This window comes from Peteryoungia desertarenae, assembly GCF_005860795.2.
GTDB classification, from domain to species: domain Bacteria; phylum Pseudomonadota; class Alphaproteobacteria; order Rhizobiales; family Rhizobiaceae; genus Allorhizobium; species Allorhizobium desertarenae.
Window position 1 is genome coordinate 215,337 of sequence record NZ_CP058351.1, and the last position, 18,962, is coordinate 234,298.

At 58.2% G+C, this 18,962-nt stretch carries 15 protein-coding genes; 5 read left to right on the top strand and 10 right to left on the bottom strand.

Annotated features, from left to right (window positions below; all coding sequences use genetic code 11):
• The first annotated feature begins 18 nt into the window (after nt 1–18).
• Together FE840_RS18415 and FE840_RS18420 are read left to right on the top strand one after the other, a co-directional pair.
• Nucleotides 19–507, top strand: coding sequence for a hypothetical protein (locus FE840_RS18415; protein ID WP_171033812.1), 489 nt, complete (start codon nt 19–21; stop codon nt 505–507).
• Nucleotides 508–548: 41 nt separating this feature from the next.
• Nucleotides 549–1,010, top strand: a complete 462-nt coding sequence (locus FE840_RS18420) for a hypothetical protein (protein ID WP_138289519.1) — start codon at nt 549–551, stop codon at nt 1,008–1,010.
• Between the two features lie 285 nt (nt 1,011–1,295).
• On the opposite strand, the gene FE840_RS18425 is transcribed toward FE840_RS18420, so the two are convergent.
• From FE840_RS18425 to FE840_RS18450, 7 genes are all read right to left on the bottom strand, one after another.
• Complete coding sequence (locus FE840_RS18425; RefSeq protein WP_138289517.1) at nt 1,296–1,874, bottom strand: PIN domain-containing protein; 579 nt, start codon at nt 1,872–1,874, stop codon at nt 1,296–1,298.
• Nucleotides 1,864–2,082 carry a MerR family transcriptional regulator gene (locus FE840_RS20965; protein WP_246318935.1) on the bottom strand — a complete coding sequence of 73 codons (219 nt, stop codon included), beginning with the start codon at nt 2,080–2,082 and terminating at the stop codon, nt 1,864–1,866. The genes FE840_RS18425 and FE840_RS20965 overlap by 11 nt, the downstream gene beginning before the upstream one ends.
• The gene (locus tag FE840_RS20970; protein WP_246318936.1) at nt 2,079–2,309 is read right to left on the bottom strand and encodes a hypothetical protein; all 231 of its coding nucleotides are present in this window, start codon (nt 2,307–2,309) and stop codon (nt 2,079–2,081) included. Before FE840_RS20970 ends, FE840_RS20965 begins: the two co-directional genes overlap by 4 nt.
• Nucleotides 2,310–2,480: 171 nt before the next feature.
• Nucleotides 2,481–3,311, bottom strand: a complete 831-nt coding sequence (locus FE840_RS18435) for a protein NO VEIN domain-containing protein (protein WP_138289515.1) — start codon at nt 3,309–3,311, stop codon at nt 2,481–2,483.
• A gap of 67 nt (nt 3,312–3,378) precedes the next feature.
• A complete protein-coding gene (locus FE840_RS18440; protein ID WP_138289514.1) occupies nt 3,379–3,702 on the bottom strand; it encodes a helix-turn-helix domain-containing protein in 324 nt (107 codons plus the stop codon).
• The gene (locus FE840_RS18445; RefSeq protein ID WP_138289512.1) at nt 3,692–4,051 is read right to left on the bottom strand and encodes a type II toxin-antitoxin system RelE/ParE family toxin; all 360 of its coding nucleotides are present in this window, start codon (nt 4,049–4,051) and stop codon (nt 3,692–3,694) included. Before FE840_RS18445 ends, FE840_RS18440 begins: the two co-directional genes overlap by 11 nt.
• Nucleotides 4,052–4,099: 48 nt before the next feature.
• A complete protein-coding gene (locus FE840_RS18450) occupies nt 4,100–6,457 on the bottom strand; it encodes a hypothetical protein (RefSeq protein WP_138289510.1) in 2,358 nt (785 codons plus the stop codon).
• A 347-nt stretch (nt 6,458–6,804) separates the two neighbouring features.
• Between FE840_RS18450 and FE840_RS18455 the strand changes: the two genes are divergently transcribed.
• Nucleotides 6,805–7,818 carry an IS110 family RNA-guided transposase gene (locus FE840_RS18455; RefSeq protein WP_138289508.1) on the top strand — a complete coding sequence of 338 codons (1,014 nt, stop codon included), beginning with the start codon at nt 6,805–6,807 and terminating at the stop codon, nt 7,816–7,818.
• Between the two features lie 397 nt (nt 7,819–8,215).
• Nucleotides 8,216–8,689, top strand: coding sequence for an HVO_A0114 family putative DNA-binding protein (locus FE840_RS18460; protein ID WP_171033811.1), 474 nt, complete (start codon nt 8,216–8,218; stop codon nt 8,687–8,689).
• Nucleotides 8,690–9,432: 743 nt separating this feature from the next.
• Here the strand turns inward: FE840_RS18460 and FE840_RS18465 are convergent.
• From FE840_RS18465 to FE840_RS18475, 3 genes are all read right to left on the bottom strand, one after another.
• On the bottom strand, nt 9,433–12,318 hold the full coding sequence (locus FE840_RS18465) for a DNA translocase FtsK (protein WP_246318937.1): 2,886 nt from the start codon (nt 12,316–12,318) through the stop codon (nt 9,433–9,435).
• 730 nt (nt 12,319–13,048) lie between these two features.
• Entirely contained in the window at nt 13,049–13,399 is a 351-nt protein-coding gene (locus FE840_RS20975) for a HipA domain-containing protein (protein WP_425502238.1), read from the bottom strand.
• 785 nt (nt 13,400–14,184) lie between these two features.
• Nucleotides 14,185–15,099, bottom strand: a complete 915-nt coding sequence (locus tag FE840_RS18475; RefSeq protein ID WP_138289502.1) for a nucleotidyltransferase and HEPN domain-containing protein — start codon at nt 15,097–15,099, stop codon at nt 14,185–14,187.
• Between the two features lie 359 nt (nt 15,100–15,458).
• Between FE840_RS18475 and FE840_RS21085 the strand changes: the two genes are divergently transcribed.
• Nucleotides 15,459–18,890 (top strand): S8 family serine peptidase, encoded by a 3,432-nt coding sequence (locus FE840_RS21085; protein WP_171033810.1) that lies wholly within the window; start codon nt 15,459–15,461, stop codon nt 18,888–18,890.
• The last annotated feature ends 72 nt before the right edge of the window (nt 18,891–18,962 follow it).

An 18,962-nucleotide genomic window follows, 5' to 3' on the forward strand; every position in this document is an offset into this window, starting at 1 on the left:
CTGGATGCTGTGCCAGGATTGCCATCCGGGCATGAACGGCGCCTTCCGCCGCTGAAGGAAATCTGCCCCGATCGAGCGACGTCCGAACTGATGGAGCTGACTGCCCGTTTGGGAAGCATGATGCCCTACCGGCAGGCAGCCAAGGTGCTGGCCGAATTCCTGCCGATTGAACCCATCGAGACGTATGCGACCGTACGCAAGCGGACCATCAGGATCGGCGAACGGCTAGATGACCGGATTGTACGGGAAACAGGGAAGGCGAGAGCTCAAACGGATGACCGCCGCAAGGAATTCGTCATCAGCATCGATACCGCTCATGTTCGCAGCGCCGAGCCCAACGCAGCGCGAAACTTCGAGCTCGTAGTTGCCCGATGCGGCCGCGGAGGACGAGGCGAACCAGGTGGCCGCTATTTCGTCACCGGCAGCACCGCCCGCAAGCAATTGTCGATCGCGCCCTCCACGCGCTTGAAGGAGCCGGATATAGCGGCTTTGGCGATGTTAAGGTGATTTCGGACGGCTCAGAGATTCTCAAGCGGGTGCCCCGCGTCATGCTAAAGCCGACAACCCACATCATCGACTGGTTCCACATCGTCATGAAGATCCAGCTGATGCAGCAGATTGCCGAGCACATCGCGCGATCGCAGCTCAGCCCCATTGACGCGCTTCCAACGATCGACACAGATATGAGGGACGTCAAATGGCGTTTGTGGCACGGCTGCGTGGATAGCGCGATCCGGGACCTGGAGCAGCTCCTGGCGAAGCTGCACGGATCACGGCAAGTAAGCGAGTCCTCGATCGCTCGGCTGCACAGCCTCAGCGTTCAACTCCCGACCTATATCCGCTCGAACCATGGTGCGATTGTCGACTATGGAAAGCGTTGCCGGGCCGGGCTTCGCGTTGCCACGACCCTCGCCGCGTCGGCAGTGAATCCCCTAGTCGGCAAGCGGATGGTGAAGAAGCAGCAGATGCGGTGGTCGCTCCACGGCGCGAATATGCTGATGCAGGTTTGAACTGCGGAGGCAAATGGCGAACTTCGTGATCGATTGCGAGCACCTTTTCGACAGCCTGAAGCGAACATGCCACCGCTATTCAAACCAAAACCGCCCCTCCTGCGTGCCGCGTAACCCCAGTGAAGTTACTGGTCTCAACGCCGTTGGATGCTGTATTTGTGAGCGGCAAATGCTTGAATCTACCGCGTTATCGAGTTTCTTTTTTGGCTTTCTCGGCTGGTTATCTCAGGTTCCAAAACCTTGAAACAGGTATCGAATGTGACGCTACTATTGGGCCTCATCCTGTTACCTGATCCGCGCCATGTTTCGGCGCAGCGCGTTGGAAAATCTCGTCAACCCGCCTTGAACAAGTGCGTCAATGAACGCCTCGACCGATGGCGTAGTCTTGCGCAGATTGAGCCGCGCATTGTTCACACTTGAGATGAGCGCATCAGGAAACGCCGCATTGAGATCGACCAGGAAATCATAAGGAGACTGGCAAGTGACCCCGTAGGGACGCAGGAGTTCGACCGGGAAATCCTTGATGTTCCAAGTGACGATCACGGAAGCTTTCGCTGCGATGGCGGCTGCGAGTACGTGCCGATCATCAGGGTCGGGTAGTGTGAGATCGCTGACGAATGCGCGATAGTTCGTCACGTCCGCCTCCGGCAAAACGGCTTTCATCTTGTCGCGTGTGGCGATCAGGCGCTCAATCGGCAAGTGAGGCGTGTTGGCAACAAGATTACGCATCCATTCGTCATGGATCTCATCGGTCCAGCGTGCCTCGACGAGGCCATCAAACGCGCACTGGATCAGGACGTTGCGAAGATGAAAGGGATAGAGGACGCAGGCATCATAGACCGTGACGGGCGGCTTAGAGGCCATGGGCTTCAATGAGATCCTCGGTATCTTCGGCAAGAGCGTCCATTGCGACCTCACGAATGTCCAGCTTCGTCTTTAGCTCAAGCACATCCTTGAGCCTGGTGCGGCGGTGCTTGCCAACATAGCGAAACGGTAGATCACTACTGTCCATGCGCAAGACGACGAGAGGACGAGAAATGCCGAGAATAGCGGACGCCTCTGTTGGGCTCAATTCTTCATCTTCGGCCAGCACTGCGACCCGTTCACCGCGCAGCATGTGCGCCAGAAGGGCTTGCACTGCCGCAGCGGCTGAGGGGGAATTAAAAGCGTCTGTTTCCGGCCATCTTCTTGCAGAAGATGAAGTTCCAGCCTGTCTCCTGCAGTCAACTTCGGTAACGGCGGCACAGCTTTGCGGTCGCGCTCCGACAATTCCGCAAAATGAACGATCTGGCTGGCCATGGCGATGTCTCCTTGAGCGTCAGTAAACCGCGCACATATTGTAACTGCAATAACTGAAACTCAGTGATCTGTTTGCATCCAAGGCTATGCAAGGGTATCGGATCGAGGTCGCCCCCTTTAACGTCCCGCCGTGGCCAGCAGCAGATCACGGATCCCGGGCGATAGTGGCAGTCAATTGAACGTCGCCTGGTATTGTGTTGCCATCAGCGAAACATGGGCTTCAAGTGGCGGTCGTAACTCGAACGCGCGCACTTCGCGGGAGAAGTCGAACAAGCGTACCAGGCTCCATTCATGCTTTCGGACGTTCGCCACTTCCAACTCGTTTCTTGAGATGTAGAAAGGCGTGCGCTCCCATCCGTTCGTCGTCTTCACCTCGATCAGTCGAGGTGACCCATCCGGAGCAAAACTGGCGATATCATAGCCGGCGCCGTCTCCGTCTTCCTGCGAGACCCACCGGACTTTCGCTGCCAGATCCCGCCGACCGATGCTTTGAAGCTGTGCACGTTCATGATGGAACACTCTCTCCTCACCGGCTTTGCCGAGTGTGCGATTTCGCTCATCCCGTCCCGCTACGTCGAACCTGCGAGCGATTGCCTCAATCTGCGCCAGTTCGGTCCGAGGAGGAGAATTTTGCATCGTTGGCGGCACGCCCAGGAACAGCGTTGGTGCATCAGCAAAGTTCGAGGGAACCGTCACTGCATTCGACGCTTCGAATAACGGATTTTTGGCAAGCCATCGTGAAACGGCCTCCGCCAGCGACATCTGAAAATTGAAGCGAGGTTGATAACCGTTGATGTAAGGAAGGCCAAAGCCGACCAACGCGGCAGAGATATTGCAGTTCTTGAACTCTATTGAACCTTTTGACCGCCCAAGACACTGCTGAAGGCTCCTGTTGTTCATTGCCTTGTTATAAGGTCGGCAAGCCAGATCATCCTTCAGCATTTGGAAGTAGACGGCGACGATCACGTCATTTTCCTGATCTGACCAACTTTCAGCGCTCATGTAGTCAGCCCCCACTGGACGGGATCCAGTGTCGACACGGATGCCGGATAAGAAACCACGATGCCGGTCATGCCAGCATCTGTAGCCCGTGTTTTTGCACGAGCGACAAAAGCTTGAGCGCTGGTCCGCTCGGTCGCTTGGCACCGGTCTCCCATTTCTGGACCGTCGATTGGCTGGTGTTCAGATAGCGGGCAAAGACCGGCTGGCTTACATGATTGTTCTCGCGCAGTGCCTTGATCTCACCAGGTGTCAGTTCCCGTGGAGTGACCAGGCAGTCCTCATCGAAGGTTCTCATGGTTTCCTTGTCGATGGTGCCAGCGGCATACATACCCTCGACCGCGCTGTGGATAGCCTCAAATGCATCGCTCTTGAACTTGCGCCTAGTTGTCATGGTCTATCTCCAGCAATGCACCGCTCTCGATTTCAGCGTCGAGGTCGCCCTTCGTCTTGCGCCGATAGAGATCGGCGAGCGTTCGAAACGCAACCAACTCGTCGTCCTCGATGTTCGCCCGATCCTTCTTGGCGAAGAGATAGGCAAACACCCAGAACTCCCCGGTCTTTGCCAGAACGATTGATCGGTGCATGTTGTCGTTCAACCGCTTCTTGAAGACGCCTCCGCCAAGGTCGTCGGCCTGTCCGAGAGCGACCTGACGGATCGCCTCCGACAGAACCTTGTCGGAGATGCGCGCCTTCTTCGCTGCCTTGGCAAACCACGCGGTTTTGAACACTCGTTCTGACATCGCTTTATATAGCACTTGGTGCTATATCCATCAAGGCAGGGCCGGGACCTATGCCGCTTCCCATACCTGATTCAAAATCCGGGCGGCAAGGGCCGCCTTGTCCTGCGGCAGAAAGCGGCCATAGTGCTGCTGCACCACATCTGGCGTATCCTGGATCGCATAGCTTGCCTGCTCGTAAGAACCGGTTTGCTTCAGGATGTGGGTCGCCAGTATGTCGCGAAGATTGTGTGGGCCATGAGGCAGCAAGCCTTTGATGGCGCCGCGCCCGGTATAGGGATTGTAGATCCCATAGCGTTGGATCACGGTCCGCCAGGCCTCATAGAACGTGGTGGAGTCGTAAGCCGCATTCAGACTGGTTTTCTTCACCGTCTTGACGAACAGAGTGCCGGGATCTTTTGCAGGCCCTAGCAGAACACCGCGATGGCGATTGATGTAGGCCTCGAGATATTCGTAGAGATCGAGCAGGTCCGGGAGGACCAATCTGAAGGGCTTCTGCCCGAAGAACGACGAACCGGAATTCTTGAAGGCAACCGACGGGATCAGGACTTCCCAGCCGCCATCCCTGTCGCTCCAGCGCAACTCGCCGCATCTCATGTCTTCGAGACGACGTTCCGATGTTGGAAAATGGCCGCGCGGGCATACACGAAGCTGGCGGAGATTCTTTTGCCGAAGCCCGAGGTGAAGACCGATACGAAGCAGAAGAAAAGAACGCACGGCTTCTGCGGCTGCACGGGGATAGCGGTGCTCATCCGGCATACGCTTCAGAATCTCATCGGTAATCTTGCGATATTCCGACAAGGGGCTGTCTGCCTCAAGGATGACCATGATCGGTTCGAACGGGTCTCGGTGCACCCGCATGACCCGCTGTATTTCCTTGGACCTATTGGCCGCGTGCCTGTGAAACGCGTCGCAGGCACTGTGCCAGTCTCGGGTTGCAAGCTCTATCTCGTCAGGTGCCACCAGACCTTCAATCGGCCTGACGTTTCTCAAGAGGTCCGGATGCTGCCGGATCCAGCCCACCTCGGCGCGCGTCAGCGCCTGGGCGACCATCAGCATGTCTTCCTCCCACTTGGTATAGAAACCACGCCGCTGCTCGCGCCATTGCAGATACCAGTCCCATACACCGGGAAAGATCAACAGGCCGAAAGTCAGTTGGCCAAGCGGCACGCCTCGGCCTTTGACGGGTCCGTCTGGAGAGGCGGCGAGCGCCCCGAACATCAGGCCGAGATGTTCGATCTTCTGCGCAGCCGTTTCTTCTCCCCAGACCCCGTTCCGCTGATATCCGATCTTCGTCAATGTGGACGTCTTGAAACGGATCAGATCCGCCATTTCCATAGCCAGTCGCGGAGGTGCGTCTACAACACCGGTAAGCAGGTCTGGATCCTCACAAGGCTCTGCCGCATTCTTATTCGCATCTGCGAACTGGGAGTGTAGCTGCTGTGACGGCGCCATGCCCCCATAGGTAATACCTGGAAAACGAATGGCGTAACGCTGTCTGATGGCCGCCGCCTGATATCGCCGGTAGTCTGTCGATCCGGAGATAATCACCCGACGCACCCAGTCGATGATCTCTTCTCGCTTGCTGAACGGCAGCCTGTCGAAGTCGTCCGGAAGGTGCAGAGCAATCCGCCGACGTTCTGCGGGGCTGATATCGCCAAGGTCGTGGCCATGAAGAGAGCGTGACTGGTGAGGTAACTTCGACTTGAGATACCCGTCCGACAATCGGTATCGCTTCTCGATTCGAGAGAGGATCCTAAAGCTCGCGACCGATCTTGGCACCCGATCACCCTGGATCCAGGACAAAAGCGTCTTGTGGTCGAATGTTTCGTCGAGCTGAACGACGGCGCGATAAAGTTGCCAATAGCTCTCCCCGAAGCGGCGCATGTGATAGACCAGCGCATCCTGAAAACTGACCGGATCATCGGTCGCCTCGAACAACGGCTCAGGGAACGGTTGGATTTCTTTTGGTTGTGGTCCGGTTCGCTTCGAGCCCGATCCGGTTCCCCGATGGTCATCGCCAACTCGTCGCGGCTTTCTGGTTGAAGATTTGGTCAGCGTTGAAGCGATCGCACCTGGCGAATTTGATCGGGTACTGCGACGGGAACCTGCACCATCCTCTACGATGGGCGTTTCACCCAGCCACCGACGGACCGCGTCAAATGCGAAGCTAACCTGCTTCTTTAAATCGACAGTCAGTTTATCGCGGACTCCGCAGGCGTCTTCAACGGCAGCCCAGTCGATCCGTCCGTTCAGTAGCGGTGGTGACTTCCGGCAGATGATGAAGCTGATGAGATATGGTTTGATGTTTTCCAGTGTCCGTTTGGATGCAACCGGCCCAACGCGCTCGTCGCAAAATTTCGAGATCTTCTTCTGAAAATGATGCGATGAAATATTTTGATTTGGCATGCTCTTCTTCCAATGCGATCGGCACCAATGCCGAGGGGCAGCGGAGATAGGAACTGCGGTTTAACAAAGGATGTACCCCATCAGGCGAATGCCGATAACGGTACCAAGCCGTCGAAGTTTGCAAACATGCGCATCTATAAATCTTCAAAGGACCCTATAAGTCGCTTACTTTGGCTTAAAAGACGCCCACTTAAAAATATCATACCGTACAAGCTGTATAATTATGATGTTTTAATACAAGAAGGTCCCAATACAAACCTGAACTGATGGGGTGGATGCCCCCTCCGGCCGGCATCGGAGTATGATGCCTGCCCAGCGCCATGGTGGCGCTCACGGAGGAAAGGCAGATGACACAGGTGCATATCCTTGCGATCGACCTTGCAAAGCGGAGCTTCCAGGTCTGTGGGACGGATCGCGGCGGTGCGGTTCTATTCAACAGGGTACTGTCGCGGGCTCGATTGCAGCAGTTTCTGAGTGAGCAGTCGCCGTGCATCGTGGCGATGGAAGCGTGTGCCACGAGTCATTTTTGGGGCCGGTTCGCGCGTAGTCACGGCCACGACGTACGGCTTATCCCGCCAATCTATGTGAAGCCGTTCGTCAAACGCCAGAAGAATGACGCGGCTGATGCAGCCGCGATTGCGGAGGCCGCGCTGCGTCCGAACATGCACTACGTCGCGGTCAAGAGCGCCGAGCATCAGGCACGCGCAGTAGCATTCCGCACTCACCAGTGCTTTGTGCGCCAGCGCACCCAGCTCATTAATGCCTTGCGCGGCCATCTGGCGGAGTTCGGAATAGTCGTTGCCCAAGGCCCTGCCAATCTCAGTGCGGTTGCAGGCATACTGGCTGAGGAGGCTGTTGATCTGCCGGATGGTGTTCGAGTGATCGGCCAACTCTACCTGGATCAGATCGGGATGCTCAGCGAAAAGATCGACGAACTAAGCCTGAAGCTTCGCGAGGCCACGAAGTCGAATGAAGACATGCGACGTCTCTGCACTGTTCCTGGCGTGGGCCCTGTGACCGCCGGCGCGATCCTTGCCTTCGCACCCGATCTTCGTGCTTTCAAGAGTGGTCGAAACTTTGCCGCCTGGCTCGGCCTCGTTCCAAGACAGCACTCGACGGGTGGAAAGACCCGTCTGGGCGGTGTCAGCAAAATGGGACAAACCGATATTCGCAGATTACTGATCGTTGGGGCCATGAGTCTTATTCGATGGATCGTCCGCAAGGGCGTGCTTCCAGATAATTGGCTCGGCCACATTCTCGACCGGAAACCGAGAATGGTCGCCGCCGTCGCACTCGCCAACAAGATGGCGCGCATTATATGGGCGATGATGACAAGGGAGCAGAATTACAGGATGGCGTGATCCGCTGCCTCCCTTGGGTGGCAATGCGGAAATGCCTGGGGTGATGAGCCCCGGTGAGAAGATCGACTGACGGAACGATGCGGAAAGGACTTCAATGTTCAGAATGGGGTAAGCCAGTCCCGGGGCTCGAGCCAATCAAGCTCTCTGAACCGATGTGGACCCTGTTCTTCGAACTGCATCCCGGCCCGTGGCTACTTCAGGCCACATTATGAGGCCTGACACACGACCGATAGAATTCCTCGTCCGCAGACAGGCGTCAGAAAATTCTTCTTGCCAAACCGGGGCATCCACACACGCACCGCCGCGATCCGTCCCACAGACCTGGAAGCTCCGCTTTGCAAGGTCGATCGCAAGAATATGCACCTGTGTCATCTGCCTTTCCTCCGTGAGCGCCACCATGGCGCTGAGCAGGCATCATACTCCGATGCCGGCCGGAGGGGGCATCCACCCCATCAGTTCACTGACAAGGTCCGTGATAAATTCGAACGAGTTGCTGTGGCTCTTCCCGCTTTCATCGAAGCCGTTTGCTCGCTTGAACAAGTACTCCTGGAAGAAAAACCCGACAACGAAGGCGGTGATGGTTCAGGCGGCGGAATGTCTGATGGTCCGTGATTGCAGAAAGCCTTGCCCGGAAAAAGTGCTTCGCGCTTTGACCCCCGAAAATTGCCGAATTCTTGCACTTATCCATCGGTACAAACCAGAAAGCGTTGCGCGGTTGTCGCGTTTAGCTAACCGTCCGCAACCAAACGTTTCGAGAAGTTTGGGTGTCTTGGAAGATGCGGGCCTGATCTGTCTTGTCGGCTCCAGACCAAAACGGCCAGAACTGCAAATGGCGGAGCTTCGTATCAACCTCGGCGACCTTCGTATTTGATCCAACCACGCAAATTAAATCTTGCGGCATTTGCTACATAATTCCGTAAAATTCTCTTGCACCAGATACAAAAGAGTTCCCAGCTCCTGATCCCTTCGTGTAAACTTGTGAACAAAGTACTTGGGTGAGCTCTTTGAGAGACTCCCTGCTGCGAATCTGCTTTCCTCCAAATACTGACAGGCATAATCGTATTTGCAATCATTGCTTGTAAAAAAGCAGCTATACTTGGCACTCTTTCCCACACCTGAATACACAACATATAGTGTGAGCATGAGCGAAAGGGATAAGCCTTCAAGAGAACTGCCCTGAGGCGGTTGACCGAAACCGACAACCGGGCCCGCTCCTCATGTCTGCGCCTGCCCTTGTTCCCCTGCGTCTTGACAGCTTCGCCCGTCGCAAGACCGGGCATGGTTGTCGTGAGGTGATCGGGATTGGTCGCCATGCAGACAGGCAGCTGCAGGCCTCGCCTGACTGCTGCGCCAGACCTGCGAGCTCGACGAAACGCCAGGACGTCCGGAGCGCGCCAGCCGATCGTCTCATCGGGCGCTTTTCCGGAAGCGGCATCCCGGCCCTCTACAAAGCCTCTCGTGACGTTCATCAGGACGTCGTTGCAAGTGTCGAGCACGGCCCTGCCGTCAAAACCAGGTGCCATGGAGACATGGGGGGCAACCCGTCAGTCCTCTTTCACCTGGTGTCATCAAGACGAAAGAAAACCCATCTTCTCGCAACAGGCGCCGCAAAGCTCAATCATCATTGTCGGCAACCGGCATCTCCACACCGTCGCGGCCGCGCAGGATGTTGCGTTTGCCCACATGGTTTGCCGGACCGACCAGACCTTCCTGTTCCATCCGTTCGACGAGCGAGGCCGCCTTGTTGTAGCCGATCGAGAGGCGACGCTGGATGTAGGAGGTCGAGCATTTGCGGTCGCGAAGCACGATCTTGACGGCCTTGTCATAAAGGTCGCTTGCGTCTTCCTCACCCATGGCGCTCTTGTCGAAAACGGCACTGTCTTCCTCTGCCTCGTCATCGACCTCGTCAGCATCTTCTGTCACGGTACCGAGATAGTCCGGGCGCCCTTGCATCTTGAGATGGGCCACGACCTTCTCGACCTCGTCATCAGCGACGAAGGGGCCATGCACGCGGGCAATGCGTCCGCCGCCGACCATGTGCAGCATGTCGCCCTGGCCGAGAAGATGTTCGGCGCCCGGTTCGCCAAGGATGGTGCGGCTGTCGATCTTGGATGTGACCTGGAAGGAGATACGCGTCGGAAAATTTGCCTTGATGGTGCCGGTGATCACGTCGACGGAAGGGCGCTGGGTCGCCATGATCAGATGGATGCCGGCGGCGCGTGCCATTTGCGCAAGGCGCTGGATCGCCCCTTCGATTTCCTTGCCGGCGACCATCATCAGATCGGCCATTTCGTCGACGATCACGACGATATAAGGCATCGCCGCCAGATCCATTTCCTCTTCCTCGAAAATGGCCTCGCCGCTTGACCGGTCGAACCCGGTCTGCACGCTTGCCATGATCGTCTCGCCCTTGGCACGGGCGGCGGCAGCGCGGGCATTGTAGCCATCGATATTGCGCACCCCGAGACGGCTCATCTTGCGATAGCGGTCTTCCATTTCACGGACGGCCCATTTCAGCGCCATGACGGCTTTCTTCGGATCGGTCACGACCGGCGTCAGAAGATGGGGGATCCCGTCATAGACGGAGAGTTCGAGCATTTTCGGATCGACCATGATCAGCCGGCATTCCTCCGGCTTCAGGCGATAGAGAAGCGACAGGATCATGGTGTTGATGGCAACCGACTTGCCCGAGCCGGTGGTGCCAGCAACGAGAAGATGCGGCATCTTGGCAAGCTCGGCGATGACGGGCTCGCCTCCGATTGTCTTGCCGAGACACAGCGGCAGCTTGAAGCGGGTCTCGGCGTAATCACCGGTTTCGATCAGCTCGCGCAGATAAACGGTTTCACGCACGGGGTTCGGCAATTCGATCCCGATGACATTGCGTCCCGGAACAACGGCGACACGGGCGGAAAGGGCAGACATCGAACGCGCGATATCATCGGACAGGCCGATGACACGGGACGACTTGACGCCGGGCGCCGGTTCGAATTCGTAAAGCGTGACAACGGGACCTGGACGCACATCGATGATTTCGCCCTTGATGCCGAAGTCTTCGAGAACGCTTTCAAGAAGGCCGGCACTTTGCTCAAGCGCCTCCGGCGTCATGACGGTCGCCTGCCTTATCCTCGCCTCCTGCAGCAGCGACAGTGGCGGATATTCGTATTCGCCCGGTTCGATGGCGTTAAACTCCAGACCGCCGGATGGCCGGAGACGGCGGTTCGCCTGAGGCTGGGGCAGAGGTGCGGGGGCGGGAGCGACCGTGGCTGCGGCAGTTGACGGGATCGGGCCTGCCTGTTGTGGCAAAGCCTGTGCTGCTGCAGAGCCGGGATGCCTGGCAGCCTCGCCCGATGGAGCTGCAACCGCTGCCTGGACCGCCCGGGCTTCCACCTGCCGGTAAAGCGCGACGACGGAGACATCCGGTGTCTCGGGGTGACGGAGCCTGATCACCTCGGGTCGGACAGCCTGTTCAGCGGGCAAGCTTCTGTCGAGCGCGGGCGGAGGCGATACGGTCCTGTCTTGCGTGCTTGGTGCGACAGGCGCGTCAGAGGCGGTCACGGCCCGGCCCAGAATGGGCTCGTTCGCCAGTTTGGGAGCGGGCAGGGCATGTTGCCCTGTGGACATCATCACGGGATCGGCATCGTCTGCCCCCCATGTCATGCTCAGGGCTTCGAAGAAGGCATCTGCGGACAAAAGCTCGCCCGGTATCACGGAGCCGATCGGCGACAGAGGTTTCAGGCCCTGTCGAGCGGGCGAGGCTGCAGGTGTTGCAAATGGCTGTGGGCAAACAGGTGCCGCAGGCGTCAAGGCCCCGGGTGCAGACTGGCCGGAAGGCTGCAGCCATGCATGGCTCACTCTCGGTGGCACTCTTGGTGGCACCATCGGGCGCGATATCGTCGGTTCCATGTCCGTCAGACGTGAGCGATCAACGACCGCCTGAACGAGGTCGGGTACTGTCGCGCCCGGCGCTTGCCTTGCCTCCGGCGGGCTGCCTTCCGGTTTCAGCCCTGCCTGTTCCTCGGCCCTGGCGAGTTCGCGGCGAAGGCGATAGGTCAGCGCACGTGCACCAACCGCATCTGCGGGCTGCGGTAGATAGGCCGGCTTTGCCAGTGGAGGCTCCTTCGTCAGGCCGGCAGAAACAAGAGGCTCGGGCGCCGGATTGGCAAGAGCCGCTTGGGACACATTGACCGACGCCTGCGGCCTTGGCAGGTCGTCATTCTTCTGCGGTCCGACAGCTGCAGCCCGGCTTGCGTCTTCGGGCGGGTTGCGTCCCTTGATGGCGGCATCCGGCGTGCGGGTGAAGCGGACATTCGGCCCCAGCACAAAGGCGCTTTGCCAGCCGGGCAACTGACCGCGTCCCTCTATGTCAAGGGCGGCGGCCTCGTCGGTTGCCTGGGGCCGGAAACTGCCCTGTCCCCGGTTCTCCGCACCTGTTCCAGACCCTTCCTGCTTTCTCTCCAAACCCTTGAAACCATTGGGATAGCTCGAATTTGGAGAACGCATGACACACCATAAGCACAAGAAGGAACAATCACCCGGATCCGGGCCTTCATCAGTAGAAAATAAAGGTTAACGACCCCTTTCCAACGACGCTTGTACAGATGATTTCAAGGCCTCGGGCTCAGGCCGAAAGCCGGTGGAGCCCGGCCTCAGAGATCGGCGGACCCGTTCGTCAGGGCTCAGATCGGATTGCGGAACAACAAGGCCGCCGACAAGAGACATCGGGTCAGGCGTGTCATGGACGGTTCTGGCATTTCGCTTCGCCGGGTGACGAAGGCTTCGGCTGTTGCCATAAATTGTTGAGGCAAGCCGATGCGTATCAGCCTGGAGCTTTCGGGTTCACCGCCGCCAATCGTTTCATGTCTCTCAAGCGCCGCCAGGGTTCAGACGGCACTCGACCGGGTGCAGATCGCGAACGCACGGGCATGGTGCCGGAGATGAAACATGATTGCGGATCGGGGGCTCGAATACGCGCCTTGCAATCTTCCCGGGCAATCGATTGTTTGAAGGTCAGCAAGATTCAAGGCCGCTGTCCCTTTCTGGATCGTGAGCATCCTGAAGGGACTTGTCTAATTTCGGCAGAGCGCCGTCGGCAGCTGAATGGATGCATGCGTGTGGTGTCCGCGAATGGTGGTTATTTAGAACCCGATTCAGTTTTCCTCTTCGTTCCCGCGCAAGTCCTGCCTCATAAGCGAATTTCGGCCAGGCATCGACCGCAGCTCGTACCTGACGATCAATTCGAGGGCGTCCATTTCAGCGATCGAGGCGTTGCGGGCGACGTGCAGCAGATGCTCCTTTCGAGGTTGCGTCCTTCGCCTGCGACCGCAGCGCCATGGTCTCCTCCAGGGCCGGAAGAGAAGGTGAGATCATAGGCAGGCGCGAGCTTCGACATCCCATGCGCACCCATCAAGAATGCATGGTTCCTTGCATGATCATCGCGATGACGTGCGAGTAGATTGAACGTCATATTGCGAACCATTTGCATGACTTCGCGAAAGTCTCGCGTCATCATCGCCGTCATCTTGTGCAGAGCATCTAAGTCCAAGGATGGCCACTCCTTGCGGTAGGCTCGGCAAGAGGTAATCGGTCGTTTGTCATCGGGTCTTCCCTTCGGTCAGGCTGAAGTCTTGCAACTCCACCTTCTCCGCAGGGCCCGGCGCCCAGCTGATGTCTCGTGGAAAACGAAAGCGAAATCTCCACCGCTTTCTCGGGCCAGATCGCCCCCGAAATTACACCCGCTTCGCGGACGCTATCAACGCCCTCGCCATGGATTGATCTTCAGCCATTGATCCGCACAGTTGGATCACCGCATGTTGAAGCCGATGCGCATGAAACATCATGATCGTCTGAAGAAGTGGTCGCGTTGCACGGGCTCAGCTTGCAGCATGCGGTGATGGGCAAGGGGTCAGCGATCAGGCGAGAACGGGGAGCCTCTGCGACTGCGGACAGCCTTCGCCAACAGGTCTTGAAGATCCGGCCTGGACCGCAAAGGTCGCCATGGAGACAGGAGAATGTCGGCGATGACCGATCTGGATTCGTCAGCGCCTTCAGAGGGCACAACAGCTTCTGCGGGAGGCTATTGATGGTTCCCCCACCTTTCTATTGACGCTTTCCCCGCCTTTCTATTGACACTTTCCCCGCCCGGCTATTGCCACTTTCCCCATGCTCCTCTGTTGAAGGTGAAGTTCCAAATCTGGACAACTGTCTCCCTCCGCCATCTCCAGCCCGAATTGACGGGTGCACTTGCGGGCGTGCGCGTCGCTCAGATCGCGTGGCTGCGCCAGGTCGGGAAGACGGCGTTGACGGCGACAGGTCGGTATGCGTCAGCCCGCATTGAACGGACGCAGCATCTCAGACCCGACATCCTTGTCACAAGGCCTCGGTCTGGCGTCTGAGCCTTTCAAGATGCTCTTCGCAGACAAGCTTGACGAGGTCCAGCAGTATGGCTGTTCGTTCGGCAAGCCAGGTGAGGGCCTCTTCGCTGATCTCGAAATGCGGGGAGTAGCGCGCCTTCACATAGGCTTCGTTCAGGGTGTTGAACCAGGCGCGCTCGCGATGCTGGTCACGCGGAAAGGCGTCCGCCAGACGACGATCCTGCTCTTCGGCAAGGGAGCGCAGGAACTTGATGTTGTGCGATGGCGGACCGTAATTGGTGAGGGTGAGCAGGACGCAGGCGTAGGCTTGCTCCAGAGACTGGTGCAAAAGGAATGCTGCTTCTCGCAGATCGAGTTCAGCTAAATAGAACCGGAAACCTTTGTGGTATTTTGTTGCCGCCGAGAAGCGGTGCAAGTAGTGTTCACGCCCCACCCTGAGCCTCTCCTCCGGCGCCAGCACCCCCGGTTCAGGCAGGGGATCATCATCCAGTTCGTAGAGGATGATGCCTTGCCTGCGGATGTCGGAGAAGAAATACTGGCCTTCCTTCAGATAGGTGTTCACCTCGCGCCTCGAATGCACGATGAAGCTGACGGGTGTTTCGATCGCCGGATCGCGGATCAGCCGGTCGGCGGCCTTGTGCCAGTATTCGGCATAATCGCAGAGCTTGCGCGTGTTGACGATGACGAGCAGATCGAAATCCGAGCGATAGCCCTTCATGGTGAAGGGCTCGTCCACCCAGCCGCCTCTGGCATAGGAGCCGAACAGGATGATCTTCAGGATGCGGCCACGCTTCTTGAAATCGGCCGAGCCTTCCTTCAGCGCATCCTCGAATTCCTCATGCAGGATCTCGACGGCTCGCAAGAGCTCGCGCTGCTTCCTGACCGGGATGTGCTCGATGCTGGATTTCATCTGATCAGCGATAGGACAAAGTCGGGATTCCGTCTACTCGCAGATTTGGGAGGGTCCCTTTGACGGCACAGGACCTGTGCCAGGTCCCGATGCTTTTCAGGGGCCAGTATCGAACAAGGCGGCGAGAGAACGGACAGAACATGTCCTGCCGCGGCTTCCAATGCGTTCCTGTGCTTCAAGCTCTGCAAGCTCAATCTACACCCAGTTTAGGTCGATCGGCAGGTCTTGGAATGTCTTGCAATCAGGGTTCAGATCACCTTTTAAGTCTTTCAAATCTATTCTGGATCTTGAAGCAACTCGGCGGCGTCCCGCCTGGCCGGGAAGGTCTTCTTGCGTCCTTTCGCATGCCAGGAGACGAAATGTCTGCAAATTCCCTTCACGCTCTGATGCTGAGTGCCCTTCTCGTATCGACCGCCCTTTCTCCCAGTTCTGTGCGGGCCGAGGAGCATTTCACGGTCAAGATGGACGCCGTGTCCCAATCCCTTGTCGATGCGCTGAGCCTTGCGCACGCCCATGGACAGTCCTCGCTGCTCGCATCGGTTTACGAAAACACCCGGATCACCCCCTTCCGGGCACAGGCCGTTCAAAGCCAGGCCATGGCGCTTGCCCCGGAGCTTGCAGAACCGATCCGGCTTGCAACGGCGATCGGTGTCAGCCATGGGCTTGCTCGGATCAAGGCCTCCGGGCATGCCTTTGGCGGAATTGACAGTGCACAGATGCGCACACGTCCACCAGGCGCCGACAATTCGGTCAATCTTGCGAACGTCCCAGAATTCGATAGCAATTATGGTCTCGGGCTCATCGGAGCACAAAAAGCGCTCGATCTCGGCCTGACCGGCAAGGGCGTTGTCGTTGGCGTGATCGACAGTGGAATAGACAGGACGGCCGGTGGCGTCTCCCATCCTGAATTCGCCGGTCGGATCGATCCTCGTTCCACCTCTCTCTTCCACTGGTTTGACCCCAATGCTGCGGTTGCCGCCCAAGATGTTTCTGCCGGCTTTGTCAGACCCGCTGATGCCTCTGAGGATGGAGAAGGACATGGGACCCATGTGTCGGGGATCATCGGCGCTGGCCAAAATGGCTTCGGCATGCAGGGTGTCGCGCCAGGCGCAAGCATTCTGTCGATCCAGGCGCTGCTCTCGCTGCCCGCTTCCCGGTGGCTGGACAATGCCAACAATTTCACAATCGGTGCCACGACCTACAACGCGCAGTTTCTCGCGCTGTGCGGGAGTGATGCCTATCTGACCGACGTCAATCGATGCGTTCAGGCCGATCCTCTGGGCCTTGGTACGAGCAGTGCGATCCGCTACATGGCGACGCAGTCGGATGTCAGGGTCATCAATGGGTCATTCGGCCCCATCATCCCGGATGGATCGATGACCTGGAACACCGGCGATCTTGCAGATGAGGCAGACGCGGTGCGTGCGGCGTTGAGAGCCGGCCAGATCCTGACGATCGCTGCAGGCAATGACGGCGTTTATGCACCGGTATCGGCAGAGAACCCGTCTGGCATCGGTCTCTTCCCGTTTATCCGGCCTGGTAACGCCTATGCGACCAATTCTGCCGGTCATCGGATCTATACCGGATCCGAAACGGCAGATTTCTCCGACATGACGGCGTCGGCCCTGGCTGCGGCGGAGGCTGCGGACGGCATCAGGCGAGGCCGGATCATTGTCGTGGTTGCCACCGATTCTCAAAAAGTGCTTGCCGAATATTCCAACAAATGCGGCGTGGCGGCCAACTGGTGTCTTGCTGCGCCGGGAGGCACGAATGACGAAAGCGTCGAACGCCCGATCGTGTCGACCTATACCAACGGAACCTACCGCGCCCTTCAGGGAACGTCGATGGCTGCACCGCATGTTGCAGGTGCCATCGCGGTGCTGGTCGAGGCGTTCCCAACCTATTCTCCGGCGCAGATCACCAATATCCTGTTCGAAACCGCAGAGGATCTGGGCGCGACCGGCATTGACGAGATCTATGGTCGGGGTTTCCTGCGACTTGATCGGGCGCTGGATTCGGGACCGGCGGGTCTTGACGGCGATAGCGCTTCCGAATTTGTCGCGGCGGCAGGAAGTCAAAAGGGTGACCGGCAGGTCTGGACAACACCAGTCACCAGCAACGGTTCCCTGAAAAAAACGGGAGAAGGCACCCTCGTCCTCCTCGGAAATGCCACGTTCCAGCAGGGTGTCAGCGTTGATCAAGGGGAGTTGCGGGTCGACGGCAGGCTGAGCGGATCCTCTGTCGAGGTTGGCCAGAATGCAATCCTCTCGGGCAATGGAACGATCGTTTCAAATCTCCTGTCGCGCGGACAGCTTTCTCCAGGACAATCGCCAGGCCTGCTCACCATCAATGGCGACCTCACGCTGGCAGCCGGCAGCCAGACCAATGTCGAGATCGACGGTCTCATCGCCCAGGATGGTGCAGGCGGCTTCGACCGTATTTCCGTGATCGGGGCGAACCGGGTCGTGGCACTCGGGGGCACTCTGGCACCCGTTCTACGGGGTATTACCGGTGCGGCAAACAATGATTTCACGCCCAAGCTTGGTGACAGCGTCCGCTTTCTCGATGTTGCAAGCGGCAGGATCACCGGTTCCTTTGCCGGTCTGACACAGCCGGGAAGCGGGCTTGCTGCCGGCACACGTCTTGATGTGGTCTATGGAACGGGGAGCCTTCTGCTGGCAACGACACCCCTGTCCTATGGAAACCTTTCGGCTCATGGTATCAGCCAAAGTGCAGCTGCCGTCTCGATCGGACGGGCGATCGATGCGTCGCGTCCGCTCGCCGGCATTCGTCCGGATGATGCCCTGCAACCGCTTTTTTCCAGTCTCTATCTGGCCAATGCCGATGGCCTGGCACAGGGCCTCGAGCAGGCATCGGGGGTGATTTATATCGACAGCGGGCAATCCGCCGTGATGTCTGTCGGACGGTTCGCCGATGCGATCTGGTCGCATCAGGGTGAACTTGCAAGAGATGAGAGCTCAAGCCTCGATGCTGCTCGCTTCTGGTCGAAAGGCGGCCGTTGGGACGGCGATCACGGAAGTTTTGACGCCTCAAGCACAGGCGTTACCTTTGGCCTGGATCTGCCAGTCGACACCGGCTGGTGGGGAGGGGCCTTTCGATATGAGGAAACCGGTGTCAGGGGCGGGCGGAACGGTCAGGCCGATCTTGCAACCTATCAGGCCGCCGTCTTCGGACAAACGACATGGGCCGGCCTGGAACTTGCTGCCCGGGCAGGGGTCTCTCATGGCCGTCTTGATGTGGCTCGACAGATCGGCTTTGTTCAGGGATCGCAAGCTCTTTTGGCCAGCAAGGATCACGGCTGGGGTGGCTTTGCCGAAGCGTCGATCTTTCGGACGATGGAACTTGGTGAAACGCAAGTGATGCCCTCGCTTTCCCTGGGCTATCGAGGCTTTGGTTTTGATGGAGCGCAGGAGAGCGGAACCGTGTTGCCGCTTTCGACGCCCGACGATCTTTATGAACAGGCCCATGTGACCGCAGCGCTCAATCTGTCCAGGGAATTTGCACTGGAAAGCGGTGTGAGCCTCATCCCGTCACTGACCATGGGTTATCGCCATGACATCGTCGAACTGACCCATGAAGCAGGTGCCGAGGTTCTGGGCACCGGCTTTGCCGCCAGCGGCAGGAAGATGGGGCGTGACGCCTTTGTCGGCGGGCTGGCGTTCGAAGCCGTCACCGCATCGGGTCTCACGTTTTCCGCCGGCTATGAGTTTGACATTCGCAAGGGATCCGATCAGCACAAGCTGACAGGGGCCTTGAATTTCCGCTGGTAGATCATGGCGACGGCTGAGCGTCGGTGGCAAGCCCGGGCTTGCCCGTCGGTCGTCCTTCGTGTCGGATGGATC